The 23,924-nt window shown below is 65.4% G+C and carries 22 protein-coding genes, 1 tRNA gene and 1 other RNA gene; 13 read left to right on the forward strand and 11 right to left on the reverse strand.

Features of this window, described 5'->3' with window-relative positions:
- The first annotated feature begins 72 nt into the window (after window positions 1-72).
- From ACCQ16_RS12110 to ACCQ16_RS12120, 3 genes are all read left to right on the forward strand, one after another.
- Window positions 73-148 (forward strand) — tRNA-Ala (locus ACCQ16_RS12110).
- 149 nt (window positions 149-297) lie between these two features.
- Window positions 298-474, forward strand: a complete 177-nt coding sequence (locus tag ACCQ16_RS12115; RefSeq protein ID WP_008576117.1) for a hypothetical protein — start codon at window positions 298-300, stop codon at window positions 472-474.
- A 282-nt stretch (window positions 475-756) separates the two neighbouring features.
- Window positions 757-1,863: a sensor domain-containing diguanylate cyclase gene (locus ACCQ16_RS12120; RefSeq protein WP_031423069.1), complete on the forward strand. Its 1,107-nt coding sequence runs from the start codon at window positions 757-759 to the stop codon at window positions 1,861-1,863.
- 42 nt (window positions 1,864-1,905) lie between these two features.
- On the opposite strand, the gene ACCQ16_RS12125 is transcribed toward ACCQ16_RS12120, so the two are convergent.
- Window positions 1,906-2,415: a chemotaxis protein CheW gene (locus tag ACCQ16_RS12125; protein ID WP_011347768.1), complete on the reverse strand. Its 510-nt coding sequence runs from the start codon at window positions 2,413-2,415 to the stop codon at window positions 1,906-1,908.
- An 11-nt stretch (window positions 2,416-2,426) separates the two neighbouring features.
- Complete coding sequence (locus ACCQ16_RS12130; protein WP_277572703.1) at window positions 2,427-4,085, reverse strand: methyl-accepting chemotaxis protein; 1,659 nt, start codon at window positions 4,083-4,085, stop codon at window positions 2,427-2,429.
- Between the two features lie 312 nt (window positions 4,086-4,397).
- Here ACCQ16_RS12130 and ACCQ16_RS12135 point away from each other — a divergent pair, with 312 nt between their 5' ends.
- Entirely contained in the window at window positions 4,398-5,003 is a 606-nt protein-coding gene (locus tag ACCQ16_RS12135) for a DNA-3-methyladenine glycosylase (RefSeq protein WP_211242527.1), read from the forward strand.
- On the opposite strand, the gene ACCQ16_RS12140 is transcribed toward ACCQ16_RS12135, so the two are convergent.
- Complete coding sequence (locus ACCQ16_RS12140; protein WP_372379969.1) at window positions 4,943-9,337, reverse strand: DEAD/DEAH box helicase; 4,395 nt, start codon at window positions 9,335-9,337, stop codon at window positions 4,943-4,945. The genes ACCQ16_RS12135 and ACCQ16_RS12140 overlap by 61 nt on opposite strands.
- 188 nt (window positions 9,338-9,525) lie before the next feature.
- On the opposite strand from ACCQ16_RS12140, the gene ACCQ16_RS12145 reads away from it, so the two are divergent.
- Window positions 9,526-9,601, forward strand: a non-coding RNA gene (locus ACCQ16_RS12145) — sX9 sRNA.
- Between the two features lie 76 nt (window positions 9,602-9,677).
- A complete protein-coding gene (locus ACCQ16_RS12150) occupies window positions 9,678-10,058 on the forward strand; it encodes a DUF3301 domain-containing protein (protein WP_008571309.1) in 381 nt (126 codons plus the stop codon).
- Window positions 10,059-10,250: 192 nt separating this feature from the next.
- Here ACCQ16_RS12150 and ACCQ16_RS12155 read toward each other — a convergent pair whose 3' ends face one another.
- The 8 genes from ACCQ16_RS12155 to ACCQ16_RS12190 form a co-directional block, all read right to left on the reverse strand.
- Window positions 10,251-10,583 (reverse strand): hypothetical protein, encoded by a 333-nt coding sequence (locus ACCQ16_RS12155; protein ID WP_277572701.1) that lies wholly within the window; start codon window positions 10,581-10,583, stop codon window positions 10,251-10,253.
- A 190-nt stretch (window positions 10,584-10,773) separates the two neighbouring features.
- Entirely contained in the window at window positions 10,774-11,214 is a 441-nt protein-coding gene (locus tag ACCQ16_RS12160; protein WP_008571311.1) for a ClpXP protease specificity-enhancing factor, read from the reverse strand.
- Window positions 11,215-11,292: 78 nt separating this feature from the next.
- The gene (locus tag ACCQ16_RS12165; RefSeq protein ID WP_005915265.1) at window positions 11,293-11,928 is read right to left on the reverse strand and encodes a glutathione S-transferase N-terminal domain-containing protein; all 636 of its coding nucleotides are present in this window, start codon (window positions 11,926-11,928) and stop codon (window positions 11,293-11,295) included.
- 409 nt (window positions 11,929-12,337) lie between these two features.
- Window positions 12,338-13,096: a cytochrome c1 gene (locus tag ACCQ16_RS12170; RefSeq protein ID WP_014090392.1), complete on the reverse strand. Its 759-nt coding sequence runs from the start codon at window positions 13,094-13,096 to the stop codon at window positions 12,338-12,340.
- Complete coding sequence (locus ACCQ16_RS12175; protein ID WP_008571315.1) at window positions 13,089-14,348, reverse strand: cytochrome b; 1,260 nt, start codon at window positions 14,346-14,348, stop codon at window positions 13,089-13,091. The genes ACCQ16_RS12170 and ACCQ16_RS12175 overlap by 8 nt, the downstream gene beginning before the upstream one ends.
- On the reverse strand, window positions 14,348-14,992 hold the full coding sequence (gene petA / locus ACCQ16_RS12180) for a ubiquinol-cytochrome c reductase iron-sulfur subunit (protein ID WP_011347774.1): 645 nt from the start codon (window positions 14,990-14,992) through the stop codon (window positions 14,348-14,350). Before petA ends, ACCQ16_RS12175 begins: the two co-directional genes overlap by 1 nt.
- 506 nt (window positions 14,993-15,498) lie before the next feature.
- Complete coding sequence (locus ACCQ16_RS12185) at window positions 15,499-16,482, reverse strand: lytic transglycosylase domain-containing protein (RefSeq protein ID WP_011347775.1); 984 nt, start codon at window positions 16,480-16,482, stop codon at window positions 15,499-15,501.
- A 190-nt stretch (window positions 16,483-16,672) separates the two neighbouring features.
- Entirely contained in the window at window positions 16,673-17,638 is a 966-nt protein-coding gene (locus ACCQ16_RS12190; protein ID WP_014090394.1) for a helix-turn-helix transcriptional regulator, read from the reverse strand.
- A 103-nt stretch (window positions 17,639-17,741) separates the two neighbouring features.
- Between ACCQ16_RS12190 and ACCQ16_RS12195 the strand changes: the two genes are divergently transcribed.
- From ACCQ16_RS12195 to ACCQ16_RS12225, 7 genes are all read left to right on the forward strand, one after another.
- On the forward strand, window positions 17,742-18,386 hold the full coding sequence (locus tag ACCQ16_RS12195) for a glutathione S-transferase family protein (RefSeq protein ID WP_057681931.1): 645 nt from the start codon (window positions 17,742-17,744) through the stop codon (window positions 18,384-18,386).
- A gap of 38 nt (window positions 18,387-18,424) precedes the next feature.
- A complete protein-coding gene (gene miaB / locus ACCQ16_RS12200) occupies window positions 18,425-19,879 on the forward strand; it encodes a tRNA (N6-isopentenyl adenosine(37)-C2)-methylthiotransferase MiaB (protein ID WP_029819632.1) in 1,455 nt (484 codons plus the stop codon).
- Between the two features lie 423 nt (window positions 19,880-20,302).
- Window positions 20,303-21,286 (forward strand): PhoH family protein, encoded by a 984-nt coding sequence (locus ACCQ16_RS12205; RefSeq protein WP_008571321.1) that lies wholly within the window; start codon window positions 20,303-20,305, stop codon window positions 21,284-21,286.
- 2 nt (window positions 21,287-21,288) lie between these two features.
- Window positions 21,289-21,834, forward strand: a complete 546-nt coding sequence (locus ACCQ16_RS12210; protein ID WP_031423083.1) for a hypothetical protein — start codon at window positions 21,289-21,291, stop codon at window positions 21,832-21,834.
- 99 nt (window positions 21,835-21,933) lie between these two features.
- On the forward strand, window positions 21,934-22,419 hold the full coding sequence (ybeY, locus tag ACCQ16_RS12215; protein WP_008571323.1) for an rRNA maturation RNase YbeY: 486 nt from the start codon (window positions 21,934-21,936) through the stop codon (window positions 22,417-22,419).
- Window positions 22,419-22,937 (forward strand): hypothetical protein, encoded by a 519-nt coding sequence (locus ACCQ16_RS12220; protein WP_011347782.1) that lies wholly within the window; start codon window positions 22,419-22,421, stop codon window positions 22,935-22,937. The genes ybeY and ACCQ16_RS12220 overlap by 1 nt, the downstream gene beginning before the upstream one ends.
- Window positions 22,938-23,032: 95 nt before the next feature.
- The gene (locus tag ACCQ16_RS12225) at window positions 23,033-23,911 is read left to right on the forward strand and encodes a CorC family transporter (RefSeq protein WP_008571326.1); all 879 of its coding nucleotides are present in this window, start codon (window positions 23,033-23,035) and stop codon (window positions 23,909-23,911) included.
- Window positions 23,912-23,924 lie beyond the last annotated feature (13 nt).

The raw sequence follows: 23,924 nt of genomic DNA on the forward strand, positions 1-23,924 counted from the left end.
TGCCGCCTCGCACCGTCGGCCGCGCCCTTCGCTTGGCGAACCGCGCGGCTTGTGGGTAGAATCGAAGCACGTGGGGCGGTAGCTCAGCTGGGAGAGCGTCGCGTTCGCATCGCGAAGGTCGAGGGTTCGATCCCCTTCCGCTCCACCATCGAGTCAAACGCACAAGCCCTGGAGACGTCATGTTTCCGGGGCTTGCGCGTTTTGAGGGTGTTGCGGTGCAGGGCCGGCCGGTCGCCGTGGCGTGGGGATCACATCGCGCGCGCTAACGTCCGGCTTCACTCCACAGCGGACCACACCATGAGCAAGAAAGACCAGCAGCCCGATGACGTCGCCGACGATGCGCACGGCGTGACCGAGAGCCAGCAAGACCGCAAGCACGACGATGCCGCCAAGCAACGCCCGGGCCAGGAAGATCTGAAGGTGCACGACGAGCAAAGCCGTCGCCCCACCGGCAAGGCTGGCCAGGGAGAGTGAGTTGGCCAAGCATGCTGCCTGGCATCGGGCAGCGCCGCGGCACGCCGATGCGGTGAACTTCCGTGCTGCATCGCCGGAGGCGCGTTGCACCCTGTCGTGCAGCTGAGACCGCTGCGTCCGTGGGACTGAAAGCCCGGCACCGGCCAGCCACGCGTTCCTGTGGCAAGATCCGGACAGGCGCTCGCCGATATGCCGCTGCCCTGGGAACCGGTGCCTTGCCAAGGTTGCAGTCGCATCGGCCAGTGCGTTGTCGCGTCAAACCCTCATCGCCTTGATGGCGCCTTGTTCCCGGTGGTGCTTTGCATGCAGATACCCGATGCACCCGCGTTGAACCTGATCCAGGCAACGTTACTGCCAGGAGGCGTCAACGCCATTCCGGGGGCGCGCCTGCCGGCCAACGAAGATGAGCGCGTGGAGGCACTGCATGCCTACCGCCTGCTGGACACCGCACCGGAGCCGAGCTACGACGCGTTCACCTCGATCGCAGCCGCGCTCTGCCGGATGCCGATGGCGCTGATCTCGCTGGTCGATACCCATCGGCAATGGTTCAAATCCAGGCTCGGCATGCAGCAGAGCGAGACGCCGCGTGAATTGTCGTTTTGCGCGCATGCCATCCTCGAACCCGATCAGGTGATGGAAGTCGGCGATACCCACCTGGACAAGCGGTTTGCGCGCAACGCGCTGGTGACAGGCGAGCCGCAGATCCGCTTCTATGCAGGCGCGCCGTTATTGACCCCGGACGGCATCGCACTGGGAACCCTGTGCGTGCTGGATCGCGTTCCGCGGCGCCTGTCGGTAACCGAGCGCGACGCGCTGCAAGCCTTGGCCAGGCAAGTCGTCAGCACCATCGAACTGCAACAGGCCGCGCGGCTGGTGGAGCTGGATGCACTGCGCGATGCGCTCACCGGGCGATGGAATCGCGCCGGGCTGGAGCACGCTTTGCACGCGCTTGCCGACGCGCCCAGCTCTGCCGCCGATGCGCCCCTGGGTTTCATGCTGCTCGAACTGGACGGCTTCAAGCGGCAAAAATTGCAGGCCGGCGCGGCAGCGGCCGATGCCACCTTGCTTCAGGTGGCTGCATTGCTGGAAGCGCAGCTTCCGGCTGACGCACTCGTGGCGCGTCTGGCCTGCGATCAATTCTGCGTGGCGCTGCCGGAGACCGCTGCATCTGCAGCCCTTGCCACTGCCGAAGACTTGCGCAAGGCAGTGGAAGACGCGCACTGGCCCACCGGCCCGTTGACGCTCAGCGCAGGTGTGGTGGACGTTGCCACGCCAACCGCGCTCGACAGCAATACCCTGCTGGCCCGTGCGCGGCACGCGTTGCAGCAGGCGCGTGGCGATGGCCGCAACCGCGTGCACGGCTTCGACGGTTGGCAGCTGCGGGCCTGATCGACGCAGACTGCGCCGATCGCCCTGCTGCACGGCTGTCGCTCAGGCCGCCAGTGCGTCGGTGTTTCCGGCGATCTCGTCCACCTGCAGCACCTGCTCCATCTCCAGCAGTACCACGAAGCGCTCGCCGACCTTGCCCATGCCGCGCAGCAGATCGCGGCGGATATGCGTGCCGAACGACGGCGCCGCTTCGATGTCCTGATCGGCCAGTTCGATCACTGCATTGACCGCATCGACCAGCACGCCAATCACCTGCGTGCCCTGCGCCTGTTCGGTGGCCACAATCACGATGCAGCTGCGTTTGCCGATCGTGCTGTCTGCGCGCCCCAACCGCGATTGCAGATCCACCACCGGCACCACCGCGCCGCGTAGATTGATCACCCCGCGCACGCAATCCGGCATCGACGGCACCGGTGTGGGAGCGCGGTATTGAATGATCTCGCGGATGCCGAGAATGCTGGTGGCGAAGGTTTCGCCATCCAGTTGAAAGGTCAGATATTGCGCGGCGACATCGGCGTCGCCGGGCATCACATCAAGCGTCGGTGCGGTCATTGGTCGCTCTCTCAGAAACGCGCGAACTGGCCTTCGTCCGGGCCCTCGGACATCGCATACGCCGGCGCTGCGTTGCTGCGCCAGCCACGCGTACCCGCCGCACGCGCCGGACGCGCAGCGACCTGCTTGCGGCGCTTGGGCGGCGGAGTCGGCGCGCCCTGCCCGCCCAGCCGGAAGAACGCCATGCTCTGCTGCAGCTGTTCGGCCTGCGCGCTCATTTCCTCGGCAGTGGCGGCCAGCTCTTCGGATGCGCTGGCGTTCTGCTGGGTGGTCTGGCTCAACTGCACGACCGCCGAATTGATCTGGCTGACGCCGGAAGATTGCTCCTCGGAGGCGGCGGAAATTTCCTGCACCAGGTCGGAGGTGCGCTTGATGCTGGGCACGATCGAATCCAGCAAACGACCGGCGCGGTCGGCCAATTCCACGCTGGAACTGGCCACCTCGCCGATTTCCTGCGCGGCCACCTGGCTGCGTTCGGCCAGCTTGCGCACCTCGGCGGCGACCACGGCAAACCCCTTGCCATGTTCGCCGGCGCGCGCGGCTTCGATCGCGGCATTGAGCGCAAGCAGGTTGGTCTGGTACGCGATGTCGTCAATGATGCCGATCTTCTGCGCGATCTGCTTCATCGCCTGGGTGGTGGCCACCACCGCTTCGCCGCCTTCCACGGTTTCTTTCGCGGCCTGGGTGGCCATGCCGTCGGTGACGCGCGCGTTCTCGGTGTTCTGGCTGATCGATGCGGTCATCTGCTCCAGCGACGCACTGGTTTCTTCCACACCGGCGGCCTGTTCGCTGGCCGCCTGCGACAGCGACTGCGCAGTGGCGCTGACTTCCTCCGACGCGCTGGCAAGGGTTTCGGCACTGGTATTGACCTCGCCGACCACCTGCGACAACTTTTGCACCATGGTGCGCATCGCTTCGAGCAGTTGCGCAGTTTCGTCGCGGCCATGCACATCGATGCGCATGGTGAGATCGCCTTCCGACAAGCCGTTGGCCACCGCCACCGCGCGGCGGATCGGCCCGGTGACGCTGCGGCTGATCACCACGCCGAGAATGGCACCGAGCAACACGCCGCTGCAGATGATGGCCACCAACAGCCTGGAACTGCGTGTGTGGATCGCGTCGGCTTCGGCGTTGGCCGCCGCGGCGCTGCGCTCGCGCAGGCCGCTCAGGTCGGTCATCAGGTTATCCACTTCGTCCGAACTGGCACGTACCGCGCGCGAGAGCGCGGCCAGTTCCGGATTGGCCTCGCGCAACGCTTCGCGGTTGGCGACTTCGATGAAGCGGCCGCGCTCGTCCAGATACTTCTGCCAGGCGCGATCGAATTGCGCCAGCTTGTTCTTGCCTTCCTCGCTCTGGAAGCTCTCCCGCGCACGGGCCATGTGATCGACCACCTTGGCGGTGTATTTGTCGATGTTCTGCACATGCGACTGGCGCTCTTCTGCACTGCTGGCCAACAACAGGTTGGCGCGCGCGCGGCCGGCATAGATGAGGTTGATGTTGGCTTCCTTGACATGGGACATGCCGAGCAACTCGCGCTCGTACAACGACGTCGACAGCGCGCTGATGCGGCCGGAGTTGGAATAGCCCACCCACCCGATGCATGCGCCGATGGCCGAGACGATCAGGAATGCCACGATCAGTCTGGTTCCGATTCTGAAGTTGCCTAACATTGGGGAGTTCTCTCAAGAAGGATGCGTGGGCGACATGCGCTACAGGAAGGCGATGGCGCTGCGCGTACCGCGCATGGCGATACGGCGGGTCTAACCCATCGCTAATGGCTATCGGCGACGACAAAACGCGCTTGAGATGCATCCAGAGCCGGAGTGCCTATTCATCAAATCGAATCTGCGCTTTTGTGACAGATCACGCGCTCATCACCGCCCATATTCGGAAAAACCCTACCCCCGCCCGTGCGCTGTCCAGGCCACACCGCTGGGACATCACGTCCGCGCAGCTGTGCTTTGGCCATGCCTGCAAAGCCCTTGCCCCGCACGTTCTATGCCCACGATGCCCGCCACGTCGCGCCGCAATTGCTCAACAAGGTGCTGGTCAGTGCTGACGGACGCCGCGGGCGCATCACCGAAGTGGAAGCCTACTGCGGCAGCGACGACCCGGCCGCGCACTCGTTCCGCGGCATGACTCCGCGCACGCGGGTGATGTTCGGTGCGCCGGGGCACCTGTATGTGTATTTCATCTATGGCATGCATTGGGCAATCAATGCGGTGTGCGGCGGTGCGCCCGGGCATGCGGTGCTGATCCGCGCACTGGAACCGCTGGCCGGTATCGATCGCATGCAGGCCGCGCGCGGCGCCGCGCCGGTCACCGCCTTGACCACCGGCCCAGGCCGCCTGGCGCAGGCGTTCGGCGTGACCGCCGCCGACAATGGGCTGGATCTCAGCACTGCGGCCGCGCGGCTCTGGATCGAAGACGACGGCGTGCCGCCCCCCTCCCATCCAGTGGCAACGCCGCGCATCGGCATCCGCAAGGCCGTGGACGCGCCATGGCGCTGGGTGGTTGCAGATAGCCGCTATGTGTCGCGTCCGCTTCCGCGCGTGACCGGAAAAGGCACGCCGCCCGCGGGCGATTGAGCCAACCAGCGCTCCATCGGCGATTGCTCGGCCGCGCCCGGTCCGCGCTGTAGCAGACGCAACGCCTGCTCGGCCTGCTCGGGGGTGAGCTCCTGCAAGGCCTGGAAGCGGTCTGCCGCCCAGACCGCCATCGGCAGCCCATCCAGCGAAGCGACGCGGTTGCCCGGCACGCGCGCGACCCGCTCGCCGGGCAGCAGACTGCCGAGCAGGTTGCTTGGGTCGCTGGCACTGACGCAGATCCATTGCTGCGGCAACGGCTGCGCGCGCACACGGCGCAGGGCCGCAATCGCGTCCGGCAACGCAAACTGCTCGCCGGACAGCCCGGCGATAAACCGCCCGCCGCGGATTTCGCCACGCGCTTCCAGCCGTTGATACATGCGCAGCAATTCCCGCCATGGCGGCAGCCATGCGGCCTCGCGTTCGAGCAGCCGCCAGCACACCACGCCGTAGCGCCGCAGCAGCGTGCGCGCGACGTGTTCGAGCGTGTCCTGATGGCGCTGCGCGGCTTCGGCAAGCGGCAGGTCGGGCAGCGCCCGCACCGGCGCCCAGCGGCCCGCATCGCGGATGCCCAGTGCGCTGGCACGGCGACGCTGCCGCGACAGTGCCGACGGCCGCTTGGACGCCGGCACCAGCAGCGCGCGCAGGCCGGCATAGCTGTCGCAATGCGCGCGGCCACGCATCACCAGCTCGCTCAAGGCATCTTCCAGCTCGGTGTTCATCAGATGTGCCGCGTCGGCGATTTCGTCGAAGAACAGCGCGCCTTGCTGCTGCAGCACCTGCATGACCCGTTGCGCGCGGGAGCCCAATGGCGCGTCGTCGGCATCGCGCGCCAACGCGCTCCAACGCTGCGCTTCGCGTCGTGGCAGCAGCACGATCGGCGTACTGCGCAGTGCAGCGCCGCTGCGGCCGCCGCCGGGCCGCAGGCGTGCCCACAGCGTGCGCCCGGCAGTGCACAACTCATCCAGCCAGGCCGGTTGATAGTCGCGGATGCGCGCCGGCAATAGCTCGCTCTCCCACAGCACCGCAGGCGCCTCGAAGCCCTCGAGTTGCCCCACCACACCGGCCAGCGCATCCGGCCCGGCCACCCGGCTGCTGCTGTCCACGTGCTGCCACTCGAACAGAAAACGCGCGTAATCGCGTTGCGATACCGGTTCGATCTCGCGGCGCAGGCGCCCCAGCGTGTAGCGGTGGATGCGTGCCAACAGATGGCGCTCGCACCACTCTTCGCCCTGCACATGCGCATTGAACTGCCCGGCCATGACGTAGCCCTCGCGTTGCAAGGCCGCCAGTGCGAGCGCGATTTCTGCTTCCGGCACCTGCAATGCGTGAGACAAGGCCGGCACCTGTGCCGGGCCGACCGCGGACAAGCGCCCGCGCAGCAGTTCGCGTACCGCCCAGTCGCGCTGCCAGTCGGCAACGCGGCAATCGGCCGGCGCCTGCAACGGCGGCTGCACAGTTGCTTGCCGATACAACGGCAAGAACCAGTCGATACGCTCGGCGCTGACCCACAGCGCCGGGCTGCCGTGCAAGGCAATGCAGCTGGCACGACCCGCTGCGGCCAGCGCGGCCAACCATGCCTGCCACTGCGCGTCGGTAGCCTCTGCGACCGGCAACACGCCCAGCACCACCAATGCCTCGTGCATTTCTTCGGCATCGCGCGGCTGTGGCCAGGCCTCTTCGCACACTGCGGCAATCGCCTGCGGATCGAGCTGGCCCAGGTCGTCGCTGGTCTGCGGCGTGTAGCGGCGACTTTGCACGGCCTGGGTACGGCGTTCTTCCAGTGGCGCATCGTCGAGAAATGCATACGGACGCGCATTCAAGGCTTCGGCGGCCAGCGGCGACGGCGCCGCCAGGTCGCGCGCGACCAGCGTCACCGCGCCCGATTCCAGGCCGCGCAACACCTGCAGCCAGCCGTCGCTATCCATGGCGTGATGCAGGCAATCTTCCAGGGTCTGTGCCACCAACGGGTGGTCGGGCACCTCGCGTTCGCCGACCAGATTCTCCGCACAGGCCACCTGGTCCGGGAATACCGTGGCGAGCAAATCTTCGGACTTCATGCGTTGCAACTGCGGCGCCACCTTGTTGCCGCCACTGAAGCGCGGCAGCGCCATCGCGTTGGTGGCGTTCCAGCGCCAGCGCACGCCGAACAGTGGTGCGTCCAGCAATGCCTGGATCAATACATGCTCGGCCGACGACGAATGCAGGTAACGGCCAACCTCTTCCAGCGCAAAGCTATGACTGGTCGACAGCGACAACACAATCGCATCTTCGGTGGCCGCCGCCTGCAATTCGAAATTGAAGGTGCGGCAGAAGCGCTTGCGCAGCGCCAGCCCCCACGCACGATTGATGCGGCTGCCGTATGGCGAATGGATGACCAGCTGGGTACCGCCGCTGGCATCGAAGAAGCGCTCCATCACCAGGCACTGCTGGGTGGGCATCGCGCCCAATGCCGTGCAAGCGTTTGCCAGATAATCCACCAGTTGCCGCGCCGCTTCGGCGGACATCTCCAGCTCGCGCTGCAGCCAGTCGCGAGCCGCCTGGTGCGGCGCGGTGTCCAGCCGCGCGGCAATCTCGCCACGCAGGCGCGACACCGCCGCAGACAGCTCATCGCTGCGGCCCGGCGCTTCGCCCAGCCAGAACGGAATGTTCGGCGGCGCGCCCTTGGCATCTTCCACGCGCACGCGCCCGGCCTCCACGCGCAGGATGCGGTAGCTCGCATTGCCGAGCTGGAACACATCGCCGGTGAGGCTTTCAACGGCGAAATCCTCGTTCACCGTGCCGATCTTTTCGGCCTGCGGTTCCAGCACCACGCTGTAGTCGCCGGTTTCGGGAATGGTGCCGCCGGAAGTGAGCGCCGTCATGCGCGCACCGCGCCGTGCATGCAGGCGCCGGTGCACGGCATCGCGATGCAGATACCCGGCGCGCGGACCGAGGCGGGTGCTGAAGCCATCGCACAACATGCGCACCACGCTGCCGAAGGTGGCACGGCTCAACCCGGCGAACGGCCACGCGCGCCGCACCAGCGCGAACAGCGCATCTTCGTCCCAGTCTTCGCATGCGGCTTCGGCAACGATCTGCTGCGCCAGCACATCCACCGGCGCCGTCACAATGCGCAAGGCATCCAGTTCGCCGCGGCGGATGCTGTCCAGCAGCGCGGCGCATTCGACCAGTTCGTCGCGGGTCTGCGGAAACAGGCGCGCCTTGGGCGTACCGCCGACCTTGTGTCCGGAACGCCCGGCGCGTTGCAGGAAGGTGGCAATCGAGCGCGGCGAACCGAGCTGGCAGACCAGATCGACATCGCCGATATCCAGTCCCAGTTCCAGCGATGCGGTCGCCACCAACACGGTGAGATCGCCGGCCTTGAGCCGTTGCTCGGCCAGCAGGCGCGTCTCGCGCGACAGGCTGCCGTGATGCGCCGACACGCGCTGCTTGCCGAGCAGATCGCCCAGATGCCGCGCCGCGCGTTCGGCCATGCGCCGTGTGTTGACGAACACCAGCGTGGTGCGATGTTGCTGCGCCAGTGCGGCCACATCGGCATACACCTGCAGCCACTGGTCGTTGGACATCACCACGCTCAGCGGCGTGGGCGGCAACGCCAGGGCCAGATCACGCTTGCGGGTGTAGCCGATATCGACGATCTCGCACGGCGGCGGCACGCCGTCTGCGTCGACACCGACCAGGAATTGCGCCACCGTTTCGATGGGCTTCTGGGTGGCCGACAGCCCCACCCGCGTGATCGGCTGCGCGACCAGCCGCTGCAAGCGCTCCAGCGTCAGGCTCAGGTGGCTGCCGCGCTTGTCCGACGCCACCGCGTGGATTTCATCGACGATCACGGTGCGCACATGCTGCAGCGACGCGCGCCCGGATGCCGACCCCAACAGTACGTACAGCGACTCCGGGGTGGTCACCAGAATATGCGGCGGCGTGCGACGCGCCTGCGCGCGCTCGCGCTGCGGGGTATCGCCGGTACGCACCGCGGTACGAATCGGCACATCCGGCAAGCCGCCGGCGACCAGCGCCGCACGGATGCCCTGCAAGGGCGCGTCCAGATTGAGGTGGATGTCGTTGGACAAGGCCTTCAACGGCGAGACGTAGATCACACGGGTTTCGTCGGGCAACGCACCGCCGTTGGCCAGCCCGTCGCGAATCAATGCATCGATGGCGGCGAAGAAGGCCGTCAGCGTCTTGCCCGAGCCGGTCGGCGCGGCCACCAGCGTGTGGCGTCCGGCCTGGATCGCCGGCCACGCGGCGATCTGCGCCGGTGTCGGCGCAGCGAAGGTCTGCGCGAACCACGCAGCGACCACAGGATGGAAGTGTTGCAGGACAGGATGCATTGGCAATGCCCGACACCATTGCTCATCATGACGGCAAGGCGCGCGGATGTAACTCGGCGGAACCATAATCAATGGGGCTGCGCAGCGGTCCAGACAAGCCACGGGCCAGGCCGGCAGTGAACGATTTAGAGCGGCTACAAAACGACTGCACAGCCGCCAGGCGGGCGCGGCCGGTGCTCGGAATCGGCCTGTACCACTCGTACACTCCGGTCTGAGCGCGCCGTCCGCGCCCACCTGACAGCTGCTCGCTAGGTTTTGTTAGCCGCTCTTAGCGCAATGGTGGCGGCCTCTGCCGTCGGCAAGGCGACGCCTTCGCAACGTTGCGGCGCCGGCCCGGCGATTGTCCGCCGGCCACGTGCCGTGGCACATTGGCGGCATGCCCAGCCTGATTCTTTTCATGATCGCCGGCGCCGCGCTGTTCGCGTTCTGGAACTCCTCGCGCGCGGCTGCCGAACGCGCCGACATTCTTGGCCGCAATGCCTGCCGCGCGGCCGACGTGCAATGGCTGGACCAGAGCGTGCATTCCACCAATATCCGCGTGTGCAGGATGCCCAGCGGCTGGCTGGGCTTCGAGCGCACCTTCCGCTTCGACTATTCCTACGACGGCGTGGATCGCCATAGCGGCAAGCTGGTGCTGCGCGGCGATCAACTGATTGCCTTCACCGGGCCGCAGGTCGCTACCGTCAGGGCATTGCACCCGGAGCATGAGCGTCTGGAGTGAGGCGCGCAGCTGCAGCTCACCGCGCGCTGACACCTGACATACCTGCAGCTTCACATGTCTGGGTTACAGCGATTGGCCGGCCAGCTTCCCTCTGGATTCCAGCAATCATCGAGCTATTGCTGCGCGCTTTCGCCGTCTGTGCACGCGGCTGGCCATTGCATCAGTCGGCGGCACTCCACACAGCCGGCCACTTCATTCCAAAGACGTCGAATCCGCGGGAACGGGCTCGTAGCCATTGTCCCTGCCGCTCAGCCAGCACAACTGCAGCTTGCCCTCTCGACGCAGCTGCGCCTGGGCAAACAGCCACAACGGATCCAGCAGGCCGGCATCCTTCAATAGACGCGACTTGCCGGCAATTTCCATGCTGAGAAAATGCGCCTCACGCGGCGTGTCGATGTAGCTGCGCGCAATCAGACAACGCTCGCCATCCACGAAGTGATAGATGTCGTACTCGTACACGTCGTCGAGTGCGCCGGACGGATCCGGCGCGCTGCAATCGACATGACGGGTGCGCTCTACGTGCAATCGAACCCTCCACTTGGCGAGTCTGCAGGTCATACGCTTGCCGCTTTCAGCGCAGCCAACAGAACCTGGGACGCCGTCACCGGTAGCCGTGGACGGCACGCAGGAACTTCAGCTTACACGTGGTCCCTGCTGATTCCGCGCACCGGCCTGCACTCGCCGTGCGGCGGCGCAGGCGTGTGGTGTGCTGTCCTTACTTCACCACGCGAAGATGCGGGCGCTTGCCACCGCTGGACGGTTCGTCCGGCGTCGGCGCACTCGGTGGGGGCGAGCCCGGATCCGGCGGCTCGCTGTTGGTGCCGGGGATGTCGTCCGGCAGCGCCATGCCCTGCCCGGTTTCGCGCGCATAGACCGCCAGTACGGCGGCCATCGGCACCATCACCGGGTGGCTCACGCCACCGAAGCGCGCGGTAAAGCTCACGCTTTCGTTGTCCACCTGCAGGCCGACCACGGCACGCTCGGCGATATTCAACACGACGCGACCGTCCTTGACGGCACTGGCAGGCACCTGCACACCGGGCAGGCCGGCATCCACCAAAACGTGCGGCGTCATGCCGTTGTCGTTGATCCATTCGACCAAGGCCCGCAACAGGTACGGGCGATGGCTGGTCATGCGGGGGAAATCTTCGCTCATTGCGTCATTTTACCCGCACATGGCCCGTCGCGGCGGCCACGCGATCGGAAGTCGGTCTGTTGGCATACAGCCGTCGCATCAGCCCGGCAGATCGCGCAGCTTCTTTTCCTGATCGGTCAGGCTGCGGATAAAGCCCGGGTTGCGGAAGATCCGGTTGCCGTAATCCTCGATCGCCTTACCGTCCTTGGGCAGGCTGATTTCCAACGCGTCCAGTCGCCAGATGATCGGCGCCATCGCGCAATCGGCCAGACTCATTTCCGGATTGAGGAAGAATTTGCTGGCCTTGAACAACGGCACCGAGGCGGTAAGCAGTTCTTTCAGACGCTTGCGGCCGGCCTCGGCCTGCGTCTTGTTGCCGAGCTGGATCGCCTGCACTTGCGGCACCCAGTCATGCTCGATGCGCAACATCGCCAGGCGCAGACGCGCGCGCGAAAGCGGGTCGACCGGCATCAGCGGCGGATGCGGATAGCGCTCGTCCAGGTATTCGCTGACCACCGAGGCGGCGTACAGCACCAGGTCGCGTTCGACCAGCGTCGGCACCGAATGATAGGGATTGAGATCGATCAGATCTTCGGGAGGATTTTGCGGGTCGACCGGCACCAGGTCGTAGGTCACCCCTTTCGCCGCCAGGACCAGACGGACCCGGTGGCACAACACGTCGTCGTTGGACGAAAACAAAGTCAAGGTATTCCGCATACGCACACTCGTCGCCATTCAAGGCTCTCCGACGACCGGAATCCGCCGGCCGCATCGGCGCGGCCGGCCCAACGCCGACAGTCACCACGGTCTATCGAGTGTGCAATCACGTCACGCAAAAGCCAAGAGTGATAGGGCTTATTAATGTTCCGATAAGCCAGCTGCTGCGCTGCTCCCGCGGGACCGCAGGAGATGTGGGCGCTGCAACCCTGTTGCAGGGATCTACGCTGACGGCCCCGATCGACATGCTGTTCGCTTGCCAACCATCAGCCCGCCCCCTCTCCGCACGGGAGGTGGGGGCTAGCGCTTTCTGTTGGGAGCGCCCACAAGGCTCGGCGACAAATAGAGGTATCCCAAGCACCTGCGATACCTGCCTGCCCTGCACTGCATTGTTCGCTCCCGCAGCCGATGACGGCCTACGCAGCGTTCAGTGCACGTCCTTCCAGTATTCCTTCTTCAACAAATAAGCGATGAAGGTGAGCAGCGCCAGGAACAGGACCACCCACACGCCCATGCTTTGGCGCTTCAATGCGGCCGGCTCGCCGGCATACTCGAGGAAGTTGGCGATATCACGCACGGTCTGGTCGAATTCCACCGGTGTTTGACGCCCTGGCTGCCCAAGCTTCAATGCCTCTACCGGCTTGTCGCCGGTGGCCTTGTCGGCCGGGCCGAATTGCGCCTGCTGCAGGCCTTGCAACTCCCATAGCGGGTTGGGCATGGAGGCGTTCGGAAACAGCTTGTTGTTCCAGCCCAGCGGGCGGGTCTGGTCCAGATAGAACGACTTGAGATAGGTGTAGACCCAGTCCGTACCGCGCACGCGTGCAATCAAGGTCAGATCCGGCGGCGCCTTGCCGAACCACTTGGTCGCCGCGTCGTGCGGCATGGTGCCTTCGATATGTTCGCCGACTTTGGCGCCGGTGAAGTTGAGGTTGGTCATGACCTCCTCTTCGCTCAGGCCCAAATCGCTGGCCATGCGCGAATAGCGCAGGTACTTCAACGAATGGCAGCCGGAGCAGTAGTTCATGAACAACTGCGCACCACGTTGCAGCGATGCGCGATCGCTCAAGTCATTACCTGCTTGCTGCACCGCCCCGCCTTCGGCCGCCATCGCACCACCAGCGATTACCAGGCCGCAGAGCAAGGCGACCACGCGCGACTTCCATGACGTCACGTTGGAATTAGTCATGGGTCGTCACCCGCTCCGGAACCGGCTTGGTCTTGTCCAGCCGCGTCCACACCGGCATGGTGATGAAGAAGGCGAAGTACAGGAAGGTCAGCACGCGCCCGACATAGGTCTCGTGCGCGTCGGTGCCGGGGCCGGAACCGATCACACCCAGCCAGACGAAGCACACCACCAGCACGCCCAACGCCAGCTTGGAAATCCAGCCGCGGTAGCGCACCGAGCGCACCCTGGCGCGATCCAGCCAGGGCACCAGGAACAGGATCGCGATGGCCGAGAACATCACCAGCACCCCGCCCAGCTTGTTGGGCACCACGCGCAACATGGCGTAGTACGGCGTGTAGTACCACACCGGCTTGATGTGCTCCGGCGTCACCAGCCGGTTGGCTTCGGTGAAGTTGTCGTGCTCCAGGAACAGGCCGCCGAACGCCGGCGCGAAGAAGATGATGAAGGCAGCGATCAACAGCAGGAATCCAACGCCGACCAGGTCCTTGACCGTGTAATACGGATGGAACGGAATGCCGTCCGCCGGCTTGTGCGCATCCCAGCGATTGCCCTTTGGACCTTTCTTGATGTCCACCCCGTCCGGGTTATTGGAACCCACTTCGTGCAGCGCACCGATGTGCAGCACGATCAACAGCAGCAACACTAACGGCAGTGCGATCACGTGCAAGGCGAAGAAGCGATTGAGCGTGGCATCGCCGGGCAGGTAGTCGCCCATGATCCATTCGGTCAGCCCATTGCCGATCACCGGAATGGCGCCAAACAGCGAGATGATCACCTTCGCGCCCCAGAACGACATCTGCCCCCACGGCAACACGTAGCCCATGAAGGCTTCGGCCATCAGCACCAGGTAAATCAGCATGCCGAGAATCCACACCAGCTCGCGCGGCTTCTGGTAACTGCCGTACATCAAGCCGCGGAACATGTGCAGATACACCACGATGAAGAACAGCGAGGCACCGGTGCTGTGCATGTAGCGGATCAGCCAGCCCCACTCCACGTCGCGCATGATGTATTCGATCGAAGCGAATGCATCGGCGGCGCTGGTCTTGTAGTGCATCGTCAGGAAGATGCCGGTGACGATCTGGTTGACCAGCACCACGATGGCCAGCGAGCCAAAGTAGTACCAGAGGTTGAAGTTCTTCGGCGCGTAGTACTCGCTGATGTGCTTGCGGTACATGGGCATCAGCCCGGGCGCGCGCTCGTTGACCCAATCAAACACGCCATTGGCGGTACGGACCAGAACATTGCTCATCAGGCAGCCCCCGTGGTTTTGGCCGACGCACCGGCATCGTCAGGATCGACGCCGATCACCAAGGTGTTGTCGTCCACGTAGTGGTGTGGGGGCACCAGCAGATTGATCGGTGCCGGCACGCCGTCGAAGACGCGGCCAGACATGTCGAAGCGCGACTTGTGGCAAGGGCAGAAGTAACCGCCCTTCCACTGCGGGTCGTAAGGCTCGGGGCGGATTTCGGCGACCATCTCCGGCGAGCAACCCAGATGCGTACACAGCCCCACCAGCACCGAAATGTCGGACTTGATCGAGCGATATTCCGGGTTTTTCAGCACGTACTCCGGCTGCTGATCCTTGTTCTCGGACTTGGGGTCCTTGAGCCGGTCGTCCAGCGACGGGAGCGCGTCGAGCATGGCCTTGGAGCGCTTGACGATCCAGATTGGCTGACCGCGCCATTCAAGGACCATGCGCTGGCCTTCCTGCAAGGCGCTGATGTCGGCGGTGACCGGTGCGCCAGCCAACTTGGCACGCGCACTGGGATTCCACGACTTCACGAACGGAACTGCAACGAATCCTGCTCCGACCGCACCGACCACGGCCGTTGTCGCGGTTAAAAACCGACGACGCCCGATATCAGCAGGTGCGTTAACCCCATCGTTGGCCATCCGGCTCTCCGATCTTGATTAGGTAGCGTGAGGCTGCCAACGGCTGGCGGGGGGTCCAGCCGCGATGAATCGACCGCAGTGTAGCGGAACGCTTAATGCACAGACAACGCAATGTACGCAGTCGGCCCTATGCGATGCAACGGCCCATGCAAGCGGCAGCCGCTCCGATGGAGTTCAACGCGCGTGGGAGACGGATGGCTGTGACGTAGTGCCCTTGCGTGGGCTGCAACGGCAATGCGCGCGTGCGGTGGATGCGTGGATATGGTGCAAGCGCAGCAATACGCTCGTTCGCGACTGGCTATGGGCGCTGCAACCGATGTTGCGGAGACCGAAGCACTTGCCCCACCGCACTCGGCGCAGCGCCGTGGCAAAGATTCCCAAGAGCAGCGACCAAGACGTCAAGGAGGGGGCCGGGAATGGATCGCGCAGACGCCGCGCTGCTTATGACATGCCAGGAGCACCGGCCGCGCCCGCCGGGCGGCTGCGCGGTCGTTTTGCCAGCCGCTTCAGTTGGCTGCTGTGGCCTGGCCACGATAGCGGCCGGCCAATACGCCCACGCGTTGCACGTAGCGCTGGGTTTCGCTATACGGCGGTACGCCGCCGTAACGGTCGACTGCGCCCTCGCCGGCGTTGTAGCCGGCAGCGGCCAGGGTGAGGTCGCCATTGAAGCGTTTCAGCAGCCAGGACAGATATTGCACGCCGCCACGAATATTTTGCGTTGCATCATAGGCATCGCTGACACCGAAGCGGCGCGCGGTGCCCGGCATCAACTGCATCAGGCCTTGCGCGCCGGCACGACTGAGCGCGAGCGGGTTGTAGGCCGATTCGGCGTGGATGATCGCGCGCACGATCGATTCTTCCACCCCGAACTCGCGCGCCGCCGCTGCGATTTCCTGCTGATAGGCGTTGGTGTTGAGCCGGATCGCACCAAAATTGACCCCGGGCTTGGCACCGCAGGCGTAGCAGGTTTCGATAAAGCTGTAATGGATGGTGCGCAGGCCTTCGATGCTGGCGACCTGGCGCGGCCGGGCGCTGGTGTAGTGGCGCACGCCGTCCTTCATATAAGAGTACACCTGCCCGCTGACGACCCGGCGCGGATTGGTTGCTGCTGCCGCTGGCGGTGTGACGACCGAGACGGACGACTCCGGCAAGGCACGCGGAGCCGGCGCCGAAGCGACCTCGGCAGCGTGCCGCGGCGGCTGGCTGACTGGCTGGCTGATAATGGTGGCCGGCGCGCCGCTGTCGACATTGGCCATGCGGGGCGCGGGGCTGACGGCCAGACGCCCGGCCGAGGGAGATGACGGCAGGCGGCGGGCCGCACGATCGGGGGTATAGCTGCTGATGACGCTGCAGGTGGAGCCGCTCTGGCGCTTGCTCAGGTAACTGGTGATACCGTCAGCGCCGACGCACTTGTACAGCGTGCCGGCGCTGACCGGCGCAGCCGACAACGTGACGAGCATCAGCCCCAGCAATCTTGACATCCCCTTCATGCGCGGAGTGTCCCAGCTTGCCCAGGGCTTGCCAAGTGTCGGCCAGCGTCTGGAGCAGCGCGCAAGGCGCCCGCGCCGCGGCCAGGCGTGCGGGACCGGTGCTCGAAATCCTCAAGTACCCATCCCGCACTCCCGATAACGCGTTCGCCGCGCCCACCTGACGCCCACGCGCGATGGCCTGTTGGCCGCCTCACTGGGGCAGCCGGTCCAGCTGCGTGCGCAACGTGTCCAGCGCCTGCGTCAAGGTGTGGCGGGCTTGGGCCGGCGCAATCGCGTCGAACGGCAGGTCCAGCAACAACAGGTTGGCCGCCAGCGCAGGCATGCTCGGGGCGCCAAGACCCAGCCAGCAATGTGCGGGACCATCGGCCTGCAAGGCACCCAGCCAGGGCGGAATGCGCGCTGCCAATGCCTCGACCGTGCCGGCCAGACGCACCCGCGCCCGGCACGGAAACGGCGCTTCGCCGATCGCCTTGCGCAATAGCTGTAGCGGCTCTTCGGGCAATGCGCGGGGGGCGAACCGCGCGCCGGTGGCGACCGCCTGATCGATCCGGTCCGCGCGCAGGCTGCGCCAGTCCTGGCGTTCGCAGTCCCAGACCAGCAGGTACCAACGCCGCCCGTAGTTCACCAGCAGCGCCGGCTCGACGCTGCGGGTGATGGCCGTACCCGAATGGCGCCGATAGTCCAGCCGCAGCGTGGCCCGGTCGCGGCAGGCGGCAGCCAACTGGGCAAGCAGGCCCGCATCGACCAGCGATTCCGTTTCGGAAGCCGGCATGCTGGCCATGGCGGCATGCGCGGCACTGGCGCGCTGGCCGCTGCGGCGCGGCAGCAGGGGATCCAGCTTGGCCATCACGCGTGCCGCCGCGGCGTCCATCCCGCGCACCGCTGGCGCGGCGGCGCGCAAAGCGACCGCCACGGTCAGCGCCTCGTCTTCTTCCAACAACAGCGGCAATGCCGCACCGCCCTGCCCCAGCCGGTAGCCGCCGCCGCTGCCGGGCGCTGCATGCACCGGATAACCCGCTTCGCGCAGGCGCTCGATATCGCGCCGCAGGCTGCGCGGATGGATGTCCAAACGTTCTGCCAGCGCCACACCGGACCAACTCCGGCCACCTTGCAGCAGGGAAAGCAGACGCAACAGGCGAGCAGCGGTAGAGGCCATCGCGCCACCGTATTGCGGACAGAAACTGTCCGCAAGTGGTCCGTAAGATCGCGATACCCGCCATCCCACTCGCTTCGCCACCGCAGCCACCCTGGAGACCGCAATGTCCGACGACCGCCACGTCACCCTGTTCCACAACCCCCGCTCCCGCTCGCGGGGGGTCCTGGTCTTGCTGGAAGAATTGGGCGCACGCTACAGCCTGCAGCCCATCGATCTGGAAAAGGAGCAGCAGCGCACGCCGGAATTCCTTGCGATCAACCCGATGGGCAAGATACCGACCATCGTTCACGGCACCAGCGTGGTCACCGAGCAGGGCGCCATCTATCAGTACCTGGCCGAGCTGTATCCGGAGGCCGGCCTGTCACCGGCGCCGGGCGATGCCGACCGTGGCGCCTACCTGCGCTGGCTTGCGTTCTACGGCTCGGCCTTCGAACCGGCGATCATCGATCTTGCGCTCAAGCGTAGCGCCCCGCCGCGCTCGCTCTCGCCTTATGCCGACGCCGACACGGTGCTGCAGGTGGTTGATGCGCAGCTGGCCAAGGGCGATTACCTGCTGGGCGAGCGCTGCAGTGCGGCCGATGTGCTGTGGGGCGGCGCCTTGGCGTGGATGGTGGAGTTTGGCCTGATCGACCCGCCCGCCCCGACCCGCGCCTATATCGCCCGGATGGCCGCGCGCCCGGCAGTGGCGCGCGCCGAAGCCGTCGACGCCGGGCGTGCGGCCGCGGACGGCGCCAGCGCAAGCGGGTAAACTGCGCGGCTCTCTTCTACCCGCCTGGAATAAGCGCCATGCCCGGGACACCCGTTTCCGACCTGTCCGCGGCCGCTGCCGTGGACGCACCCGCCCTGTTGCCCTTGCCCGTCGCGCGCCCATCGGCGCCTGCCGTGGTACGCGGCAAGCTCTATATCAAGACCCACGGATGCCAGATGAACGAGTACGACTCGGCCAAGATGGCCGACGTGCTTGCCGCTTCCGAAGGCCTGGAGCTGACCGACAACCCCGAGGAAGCGGATGTGGTGCTGGTCAATACCTGTTCCATTCGCGAAAAAGCCCAGGAAAAAGTCTTCAGCCAGCTGGGTCGCTGGAAGGCGCTCAAGGCCGGCGGCAAGCCGGTGATCATCGGCGTCGGCGGCTGCGTGGCGTCGCAGGAAGGCGAAGCCATCGTCAAGCGTGCGCCCTACGTGGACCTGGTGTTCGGCCCGCAGACCCTGCACCGGCTGCCGGAACTGATTCGCGCGCGACGCGAATCGGGCAAGTCGCAGGTGGACATCAGCTTCCCGGAAATCGAGAAGTTCGACCGTCTGCCCGAGCCGCGTGCCGAAGGTCCGTCGGCCTTCGTCTCGATCATGGAAGGCTGCTCCAAATACTGCTCGTTCTGCGTGGTGCCCTACACCCGTGGCGAAGAAGTCAGCCGGCCGTTCGAGGACGTGCTGGTGGAAGTGGCGCAATTGGCGGCGCAAGGCGTGCGCGAGATCAACCTGCTCGGCCAGAACGTCAACGCGTACCGCGGTGCGTATGGCGCCGATGCCGGCGACGCCGCGCAGTACGCCGATCTGGGCCTGCTGATCCGCACCATCGCGCAGATCGACGGCATCGGCCGTATCCGCTTCACCACGTCGCATCCGCTGGAGTTTTCCGATTCGCTGGTGGATGCCTACCGCGATGTACCGCAGCTGGCCAACTACCTGCACCTGCCGGTGCAGGCCGGCAGCGACCGCATCCTGTCGGCGATGAAGCGTGGCTACACCGCGCTGGAATTCAAGTCGAAGATCCGCAAGCTGCGCGCAGTGCGCCCGGACATCTCGATCAGTTCGGACTTCATCGTCGGCTTCCCTGGCGAGACCGAAGCGGACTTCGAAAAGACCATGAAGCTGATCGAGGACGTGGGCTTCGACCAGAGCTTTTCGTTCGTGTATTCGCGCCGTCCCGGCACCCCGGCATCGGACCTGCAGGACGACACGCCGGAGGCGGTGAAGCAGGCGCGTCTTGCGCGTCTGCAGGCGCATATCAACGCGCACGCGGCGAGCATTTCGCAATCGATGGTGGGCAGCGTGCAACGCGTGCTGGTGGAAGGCCCCTCGCGGCGCGACCCGAACGAACTGACCGGCAAGAGCGAGAACATGCGCCCGGTGAATTTCCCAGGCAACCCGCGTTTGATCGGACAGTTCGTCGATGTGTTGATCACCGAGGCGATGAGCAATTCGCTGCGTGGCCGGATTCAACTGGACGACAGCGCACAGTGATGGCGCGCGGGCGCTGCGCAATGCGGCGCCCCTTCAAGCAAGGCGACCACGCGCCGAAGCGTCTCGCGGGAAATGGTCAAAATTTCACCACACATCCGTAGCGCCTTGCAGCGCAAGGCCTCGTCTTACTTACCCACAGGCTTTGCCGAATTCGATCCACATCCTGTGTGGACAACCCTGTCGGTACTGGCGTTTTTTTCGCCACCAACCCGGCAAACCTTGCGCCAGTAAGCGCGGCGAGTTTTATCCACAGGTTAGTGATGCGTGACTCCACAGCGGTTGTGGAAAACCTGCATGCCTGTGCGGACCGGCGCGTCGCCGAGGTGCCGCGCCGCCCGCTGTGTTGGTGGGATCACATGCCGCGCGCTACCCTTTCGCTCCCGCCCTACCGACGCGCACCCAGGTGCGCCGTCCGATCCAACCATGAACGCACCCGCACATCGCGATTTCACCCTGGAACCCGAGGACATCGAGCGTCTGGCCAATCTGGCCGGTCCGTTCGATGCGCATCTGCGCCAGATCGAACTCAAGCTTGGCGTCGAGATCGCCAACCGTGGCAACGTCTTCCGGGTGACCGGACCGGAGCCGGCCATCGCCGCCGCCCAGTCGCTGTTGACCGCGTTGTACGACGAGGCCGCAACCACCACGTTCGACACGCACGCAATCCACCTGCGGCTCAACGATGCCAACCTCGAGCATGTGGCCGAGCGCGCATATCAGGCCCAGGATGTGGCGATCAAGGTCAAGCGCGGCACCGTGCGTGGCCGTGGCGCCAACCAGGCCAAATACCTGCACGCGATCGCCACCCACGACATCAATTTCGGTATCGGCCCGGCCGGCACCGGCAAGACCTTCCTGGCGGTAGCAAGCGCGGTTGAAGCACTCAACGAGTCGCGGGTGCAGCGGTTGATCCTGGTGCGCCCGGCAGTGGAAGCCGGCGAAAAACTCGGCTTTCTTCCGGGCGATCTCAGCCAGAAGGTCGACCCGTACCTGCGCCCGCTCTACGATGCGCTGTACGAAATGCTCGGCGTGGAAAAAGTGGTCAAGTTGCTGGAGCGCAACGTCATCGAAATCGCGCCGCTGGCCTATATGCGCGGTCGCACGCTCAACGATGCATATGTGATTCTGGACGAAGCGCAGAACACCACCATCGAACAGATGAAGATGTTCCTGACCCGCCTGGGCTTCGGCTCCACGGCGGTGGTCACCGGCGACCTTACCCAGATCGATCTGCCCAAGCACGTCAAATCCGGCCTGCGCGATGCGATCGAAGTGCTGCGCGATGTGGAAGGCACCAGTTTCACCTTCTTCGAAGCGCGCGACGTGGTGCGTCACCCATTGGTGCAGCGCATTGTCACCGCCTACGACAAGCGCGATAACGCGCTGCAGCCTCCTGCGGCCGACTGACCGTGCAAGGCCGCGCCCTACTGTTGGGAGTCTGGTTGGCGCTGGCTTGCCATGAACCTGCGCATGCGCAGGCACGCCAGCAGGCCGACACGACCACGCACGTCATGTTGCGGCAGCAACTTGCCGCGTCCTGTGTCTCGGTGGCCGCTGGGCAAGCGACCATCCTGTTGGATCGGGCCGAACTGGAACACCTGGCAGTGGCGAAGGCTGCAGCCGGTGCGGGGGTTGATGAGGATGCGCAGCGACAAGCGCTGCTTGCCGGCACGCGAGCGCAGGCGCTACTTGCCTCTACCGGCAAAGCGCACGACCGCTTCGGCTGCGCGGTGGCTCAAGATGACAAGGAAAGCGCCGACACGCGCTATCTGGTAGGTCGCCTGCTGGAGCGCGGCCAAGCCGCAATCTGGACACAATCGCCACCAGGTTTCGCGCCGGCCCTGGAAGTCAACCGGGTCGATCCGCATTGCCAGAACGGGCCGATGGGCAGTGCGTTTTATCGTGTTGCCAACGGTGGCGCGCTTGTCATGGTGCTGGTCGAGTGCGTTCGCTGATCCCGGACCGGCGGGCCAAGCACGCACACGCAGGCGTCGCCGCAAGACGCTACTCGGGCGATACTGTCACCTCTGTCTGATCTGAATGCTGGTGTTCCCATGACCAAGGGCCCTGTCCGCCTAGACGTTGCCGTCAGCTATGCGCTGCCGCGCGCCGGCCTGCCGTCGGCGGTGAGTTTTCGCAAGTGGGTGGCCGCGGCGTTGAAGGGACGCATCCGCGAGGCCGATCTGGCAGTGCGCGTGGTCGACGAGAAGGAAGGCTGCTCGCTCAATCACCATTACCGCGGCAAGGATTACGCCACCAACGTGCTGAGCTTCCCTGCCGAACTGCCGGAAGGCCTGCCCAAGGGCATCAAGATGCCGCTGCTGGGCGATCTGGTGATCTGCGCACCGGTGGTGGCGCGCGAGGCCGCAGAGCAAGGCAAATTGCTGGCTGCGCACTATGCGCACCTGACCGTGCATGGCACCTTGCACCTGCTTGGCTGGGATCACGAAGACGACAAGGAGGCCGAGGCGATGGAGCAACTGGAGCGCGAGATCCTGGCCGACCTCGGCATCGACGACCCTTACGCAGGAGAACACTGATGCGTTTTTGCATTGCCGGCGCCCTGCTGCTGTTGAGCGCGCCCGGCGCCTGGGCGCAGACCGCGCCGGTGCGCCCGGACCTTGCCGCCTTGATCGAATGCCGCCAGCGCATCGGCGATTTCAGCGCGTTGGCGCCGGTACTGGCCGACCCGCTCAAGGCGGTGGCGCTGGGCTGGACGCCGCTGGACCAGTCCAACCTGTTCATGACCGAGTACACTCTCAACACGCCCATTCGCGTGTTCGGCCACAGTACCAATCACATCGCGTTTTCCGGCGCCAGCATCATGGCGATCCTGGACCTGCCCGACCCGCGCCCGCTCGCCAAGCAGCTGGATCTGGAACTGGGCGTGGATAACGCCGAGAAGGTCATGTACGGGCGCGAGCTGGTCAGCGAAGACACAACCAATCCCAAGACCGGCGAGGCGATGATCGAATCGGTCGTGCTGAGCGTGACCAACGTCAAATCGCACCCGGGCAAGACCGTGGTCGGCTGCGGCTACAGCCTGGATCTGCCCTGAGACCGGCCAGGTAACGGCGCATCCACAGCGCCTTGCCGGCTTCCTGCTAGACTGATGACTAACGCCTGGTTTGCCGGGTGCCCTTCCCCGTCACGATGTCCGAAGACGACAGTAGCCAATCCCCAGAAACACCGGAAAAACGCCGTAGCTGGCTCGAGCGCCTCAGCGCTGCCTTCTCCGGCGAACCCCACACCCGCGACGAACTCGTCGCCTTGCTGCGGACCGCCGAACAGGACGGTCTCATCGCCGCAGACACCTTGCGCATGATGGAAGGCGCGATCTCCGTGTCCGAGCTCACCGTGGGCGATGTGATGATCTCGCGCTCGCAGATGGTCTCGCTGCCGGTGGAGGCGCGTTTCATCGACCTGATGAAGCAGGTGGTCGAATCGGGCCATTCGCGCTTCCCGGTCCACGGCGAGAACAAGGACGAAGTGCTCGGCATCCTGCTGGCCAAGGACCTGTTGCGCGGCGTGGTGGCCGACAACGGCCCGGGCAACGTGCGCGAACTGCTGCGCCCGGCAGTGCTGATCCCTGAGTCAAAGAAGCTCAACGTCCTGCTCAAGGAATTTCGCCTCTCGCGCAACCACATGGCGATCGTGGTGGACGAATACGGCGGTGTTGCCGGGCTGGTCACCATCGAGGACGTGCTGGAGCAGATCGTCGGCGAGATCGACGACGAGCACGACGATGCCGAAGAAGAGAATTCGCTCATTGCGATCCAGGCTGATGGGCGCTATGTGGTCGATGCGCTGACGCCGATCGAAGACTTCAACGAACGCTTTGGCGCCGAGTTCCCCGACGACGAGTACGACACCGTGGGTGGGCTGGTCACCGATGCGATCGGGCACCTGCCCGAAACCGGCGAAGAGTTGACGCTGGGGCGCTTTGCATTCCGCGTGGCCAAGGCCGATGCGCGGCGCGTGCATGCCTTCCACGTCACCATTCTGCCGCCCGATCCGCAGGACGACGCTTGAACCTGTCGCATGG

The sequence above is a fragment of the Xanthomonas sp. NCPPB 1062 genome (genome assembly GCF_041481705.2).
Classification (GTDB): domain Bacteria; phylum Pseudomonadota; class Gammaproteobacteria; order Xanthomonadales; family Xanthomonadaceae; genus Xanthomonas; species Xanthomonas euvesicatoria.

Bases quoted from the DNA above. Each gene is read 5' to 3' on its own strand.
- ACCQ16_RS12115 (WP_008576117.1), top strand. From the start codon at position 298: ATGAGCAAGAAAGACCAGCAGCCCGATGACGTCGCCGACGATGCGCAC.
- ACCQ16_RS12125 (WP_011347768.1), bottom strand. From the start codon at position 2,415: ATGACCGCACCGACGCTTGATGTGATGCCCGGCGACGCCGATGTCGCC.
- ACCQ16_RS12130 (WP_277572703.1), bottom strand. From the start codon at position 4,085: ATGTTAGGCAACTTCAGAATCGGAACCAGACTGATCGTGGCATTCCTG.
- ACCQ16_RS12140 (WP_372379969.1), bottom strand. From the start codon at position 9,337: ATGCATCCTGTCCTGCAACACTTCCATCCTGTGGTCGCTGCGTGGTTC.
- ACCQ16_RS12160 (WP_008571311.1), bottom strand. From the start codon at position 11,214: ATGAGCGAAGATTTCCCCCGCATGACCAGCCATCGCCCGTACCTGTTG.
- ACCQ16_RS12165 (WP_005915265.1), bottom strand. From the start codon at position 11,928: ATGGCGACGAGTGTGCGTATGCGGAATACCTTGACTTTGTTTTCGTCC.
- ACCQ16_RS12170 (WP_014090392.1), bottom strand. From the start codon at position 13,096: ATGACTAATTCCAACGTGACGTCATGGAAGTCGCGCGTGGTCGCCTTG.
- ACCQ16_RS12175 (WP_008571315.1), bottom strand. From the start codon at position 14,348: ATGAGCAATGTTCTGGTCCGTACCGCCAATGGCGTGTTTGATTGGGTC.
- petA (WP_011347774.1), bottom strand. From the start codon at position 14,992: ATGGCCAACGATGGGGTTAACGCACCTGCTGATATCGGGCGTCGTCGG.
- ACCQ16_RS12185 (WP_011347775.1), bottom strand. From the start codon at position 16,482: ATGAAGGGGATGTCAAGATTGCTGGGGCTGATGCTCGTCACGTTGTCG.
- ACCQ16_RS12190 (WP_014090394.1), bottom strand. From the start codon at position 17,638: ATGGCCTCTACCGCTGCTCGCCTGTTGCGTCTGCTTTCCCTGCTGCAA.
- ACCQ16_RS12195 (WP_057681931.1), top strand. From the start codon at position 17,742: ATGTCCGACGACCGCCACGTCACCCTGTTCCACAACCCCCGCTCCCGC.
- miaB (WP_029819632.1), top strand. From the start codon at position 18,425: ATGCCCGGGACACCCGTTTCCGACCTGTCCGCGGCCGCTGCCGTGGAC.
- ACCQ16_RS12205 (WP_008571321.1), top strand. From the start codon at position 20,303: ATGAACGCACCCGCACATCGCGATTTCACCCTGGAACCCGAGGACATC.
- ybeY (WP_008571323.1), top strand. From the start codon at position 21,934: ATGACCAAGGGCCCTGTCCGCCTAGACGTTGCCGTCAGCTATGCGCTG.
- ACCQ16_RS12220 (WP_011347782.1), top strand. From the start codon at position 22,419: ATGCGTTTTTGCATTGCCGGCGCCCTGCTGCTGTTGAGCGCGCCCGGC.
- ACCQ16_RS12225 (WP_008571326.1), top strand. From the start codon at position 23,033: ATGTCCGAAGACGACAGTAGCCAATCCCCAGAAACACCGGAAAAACGC.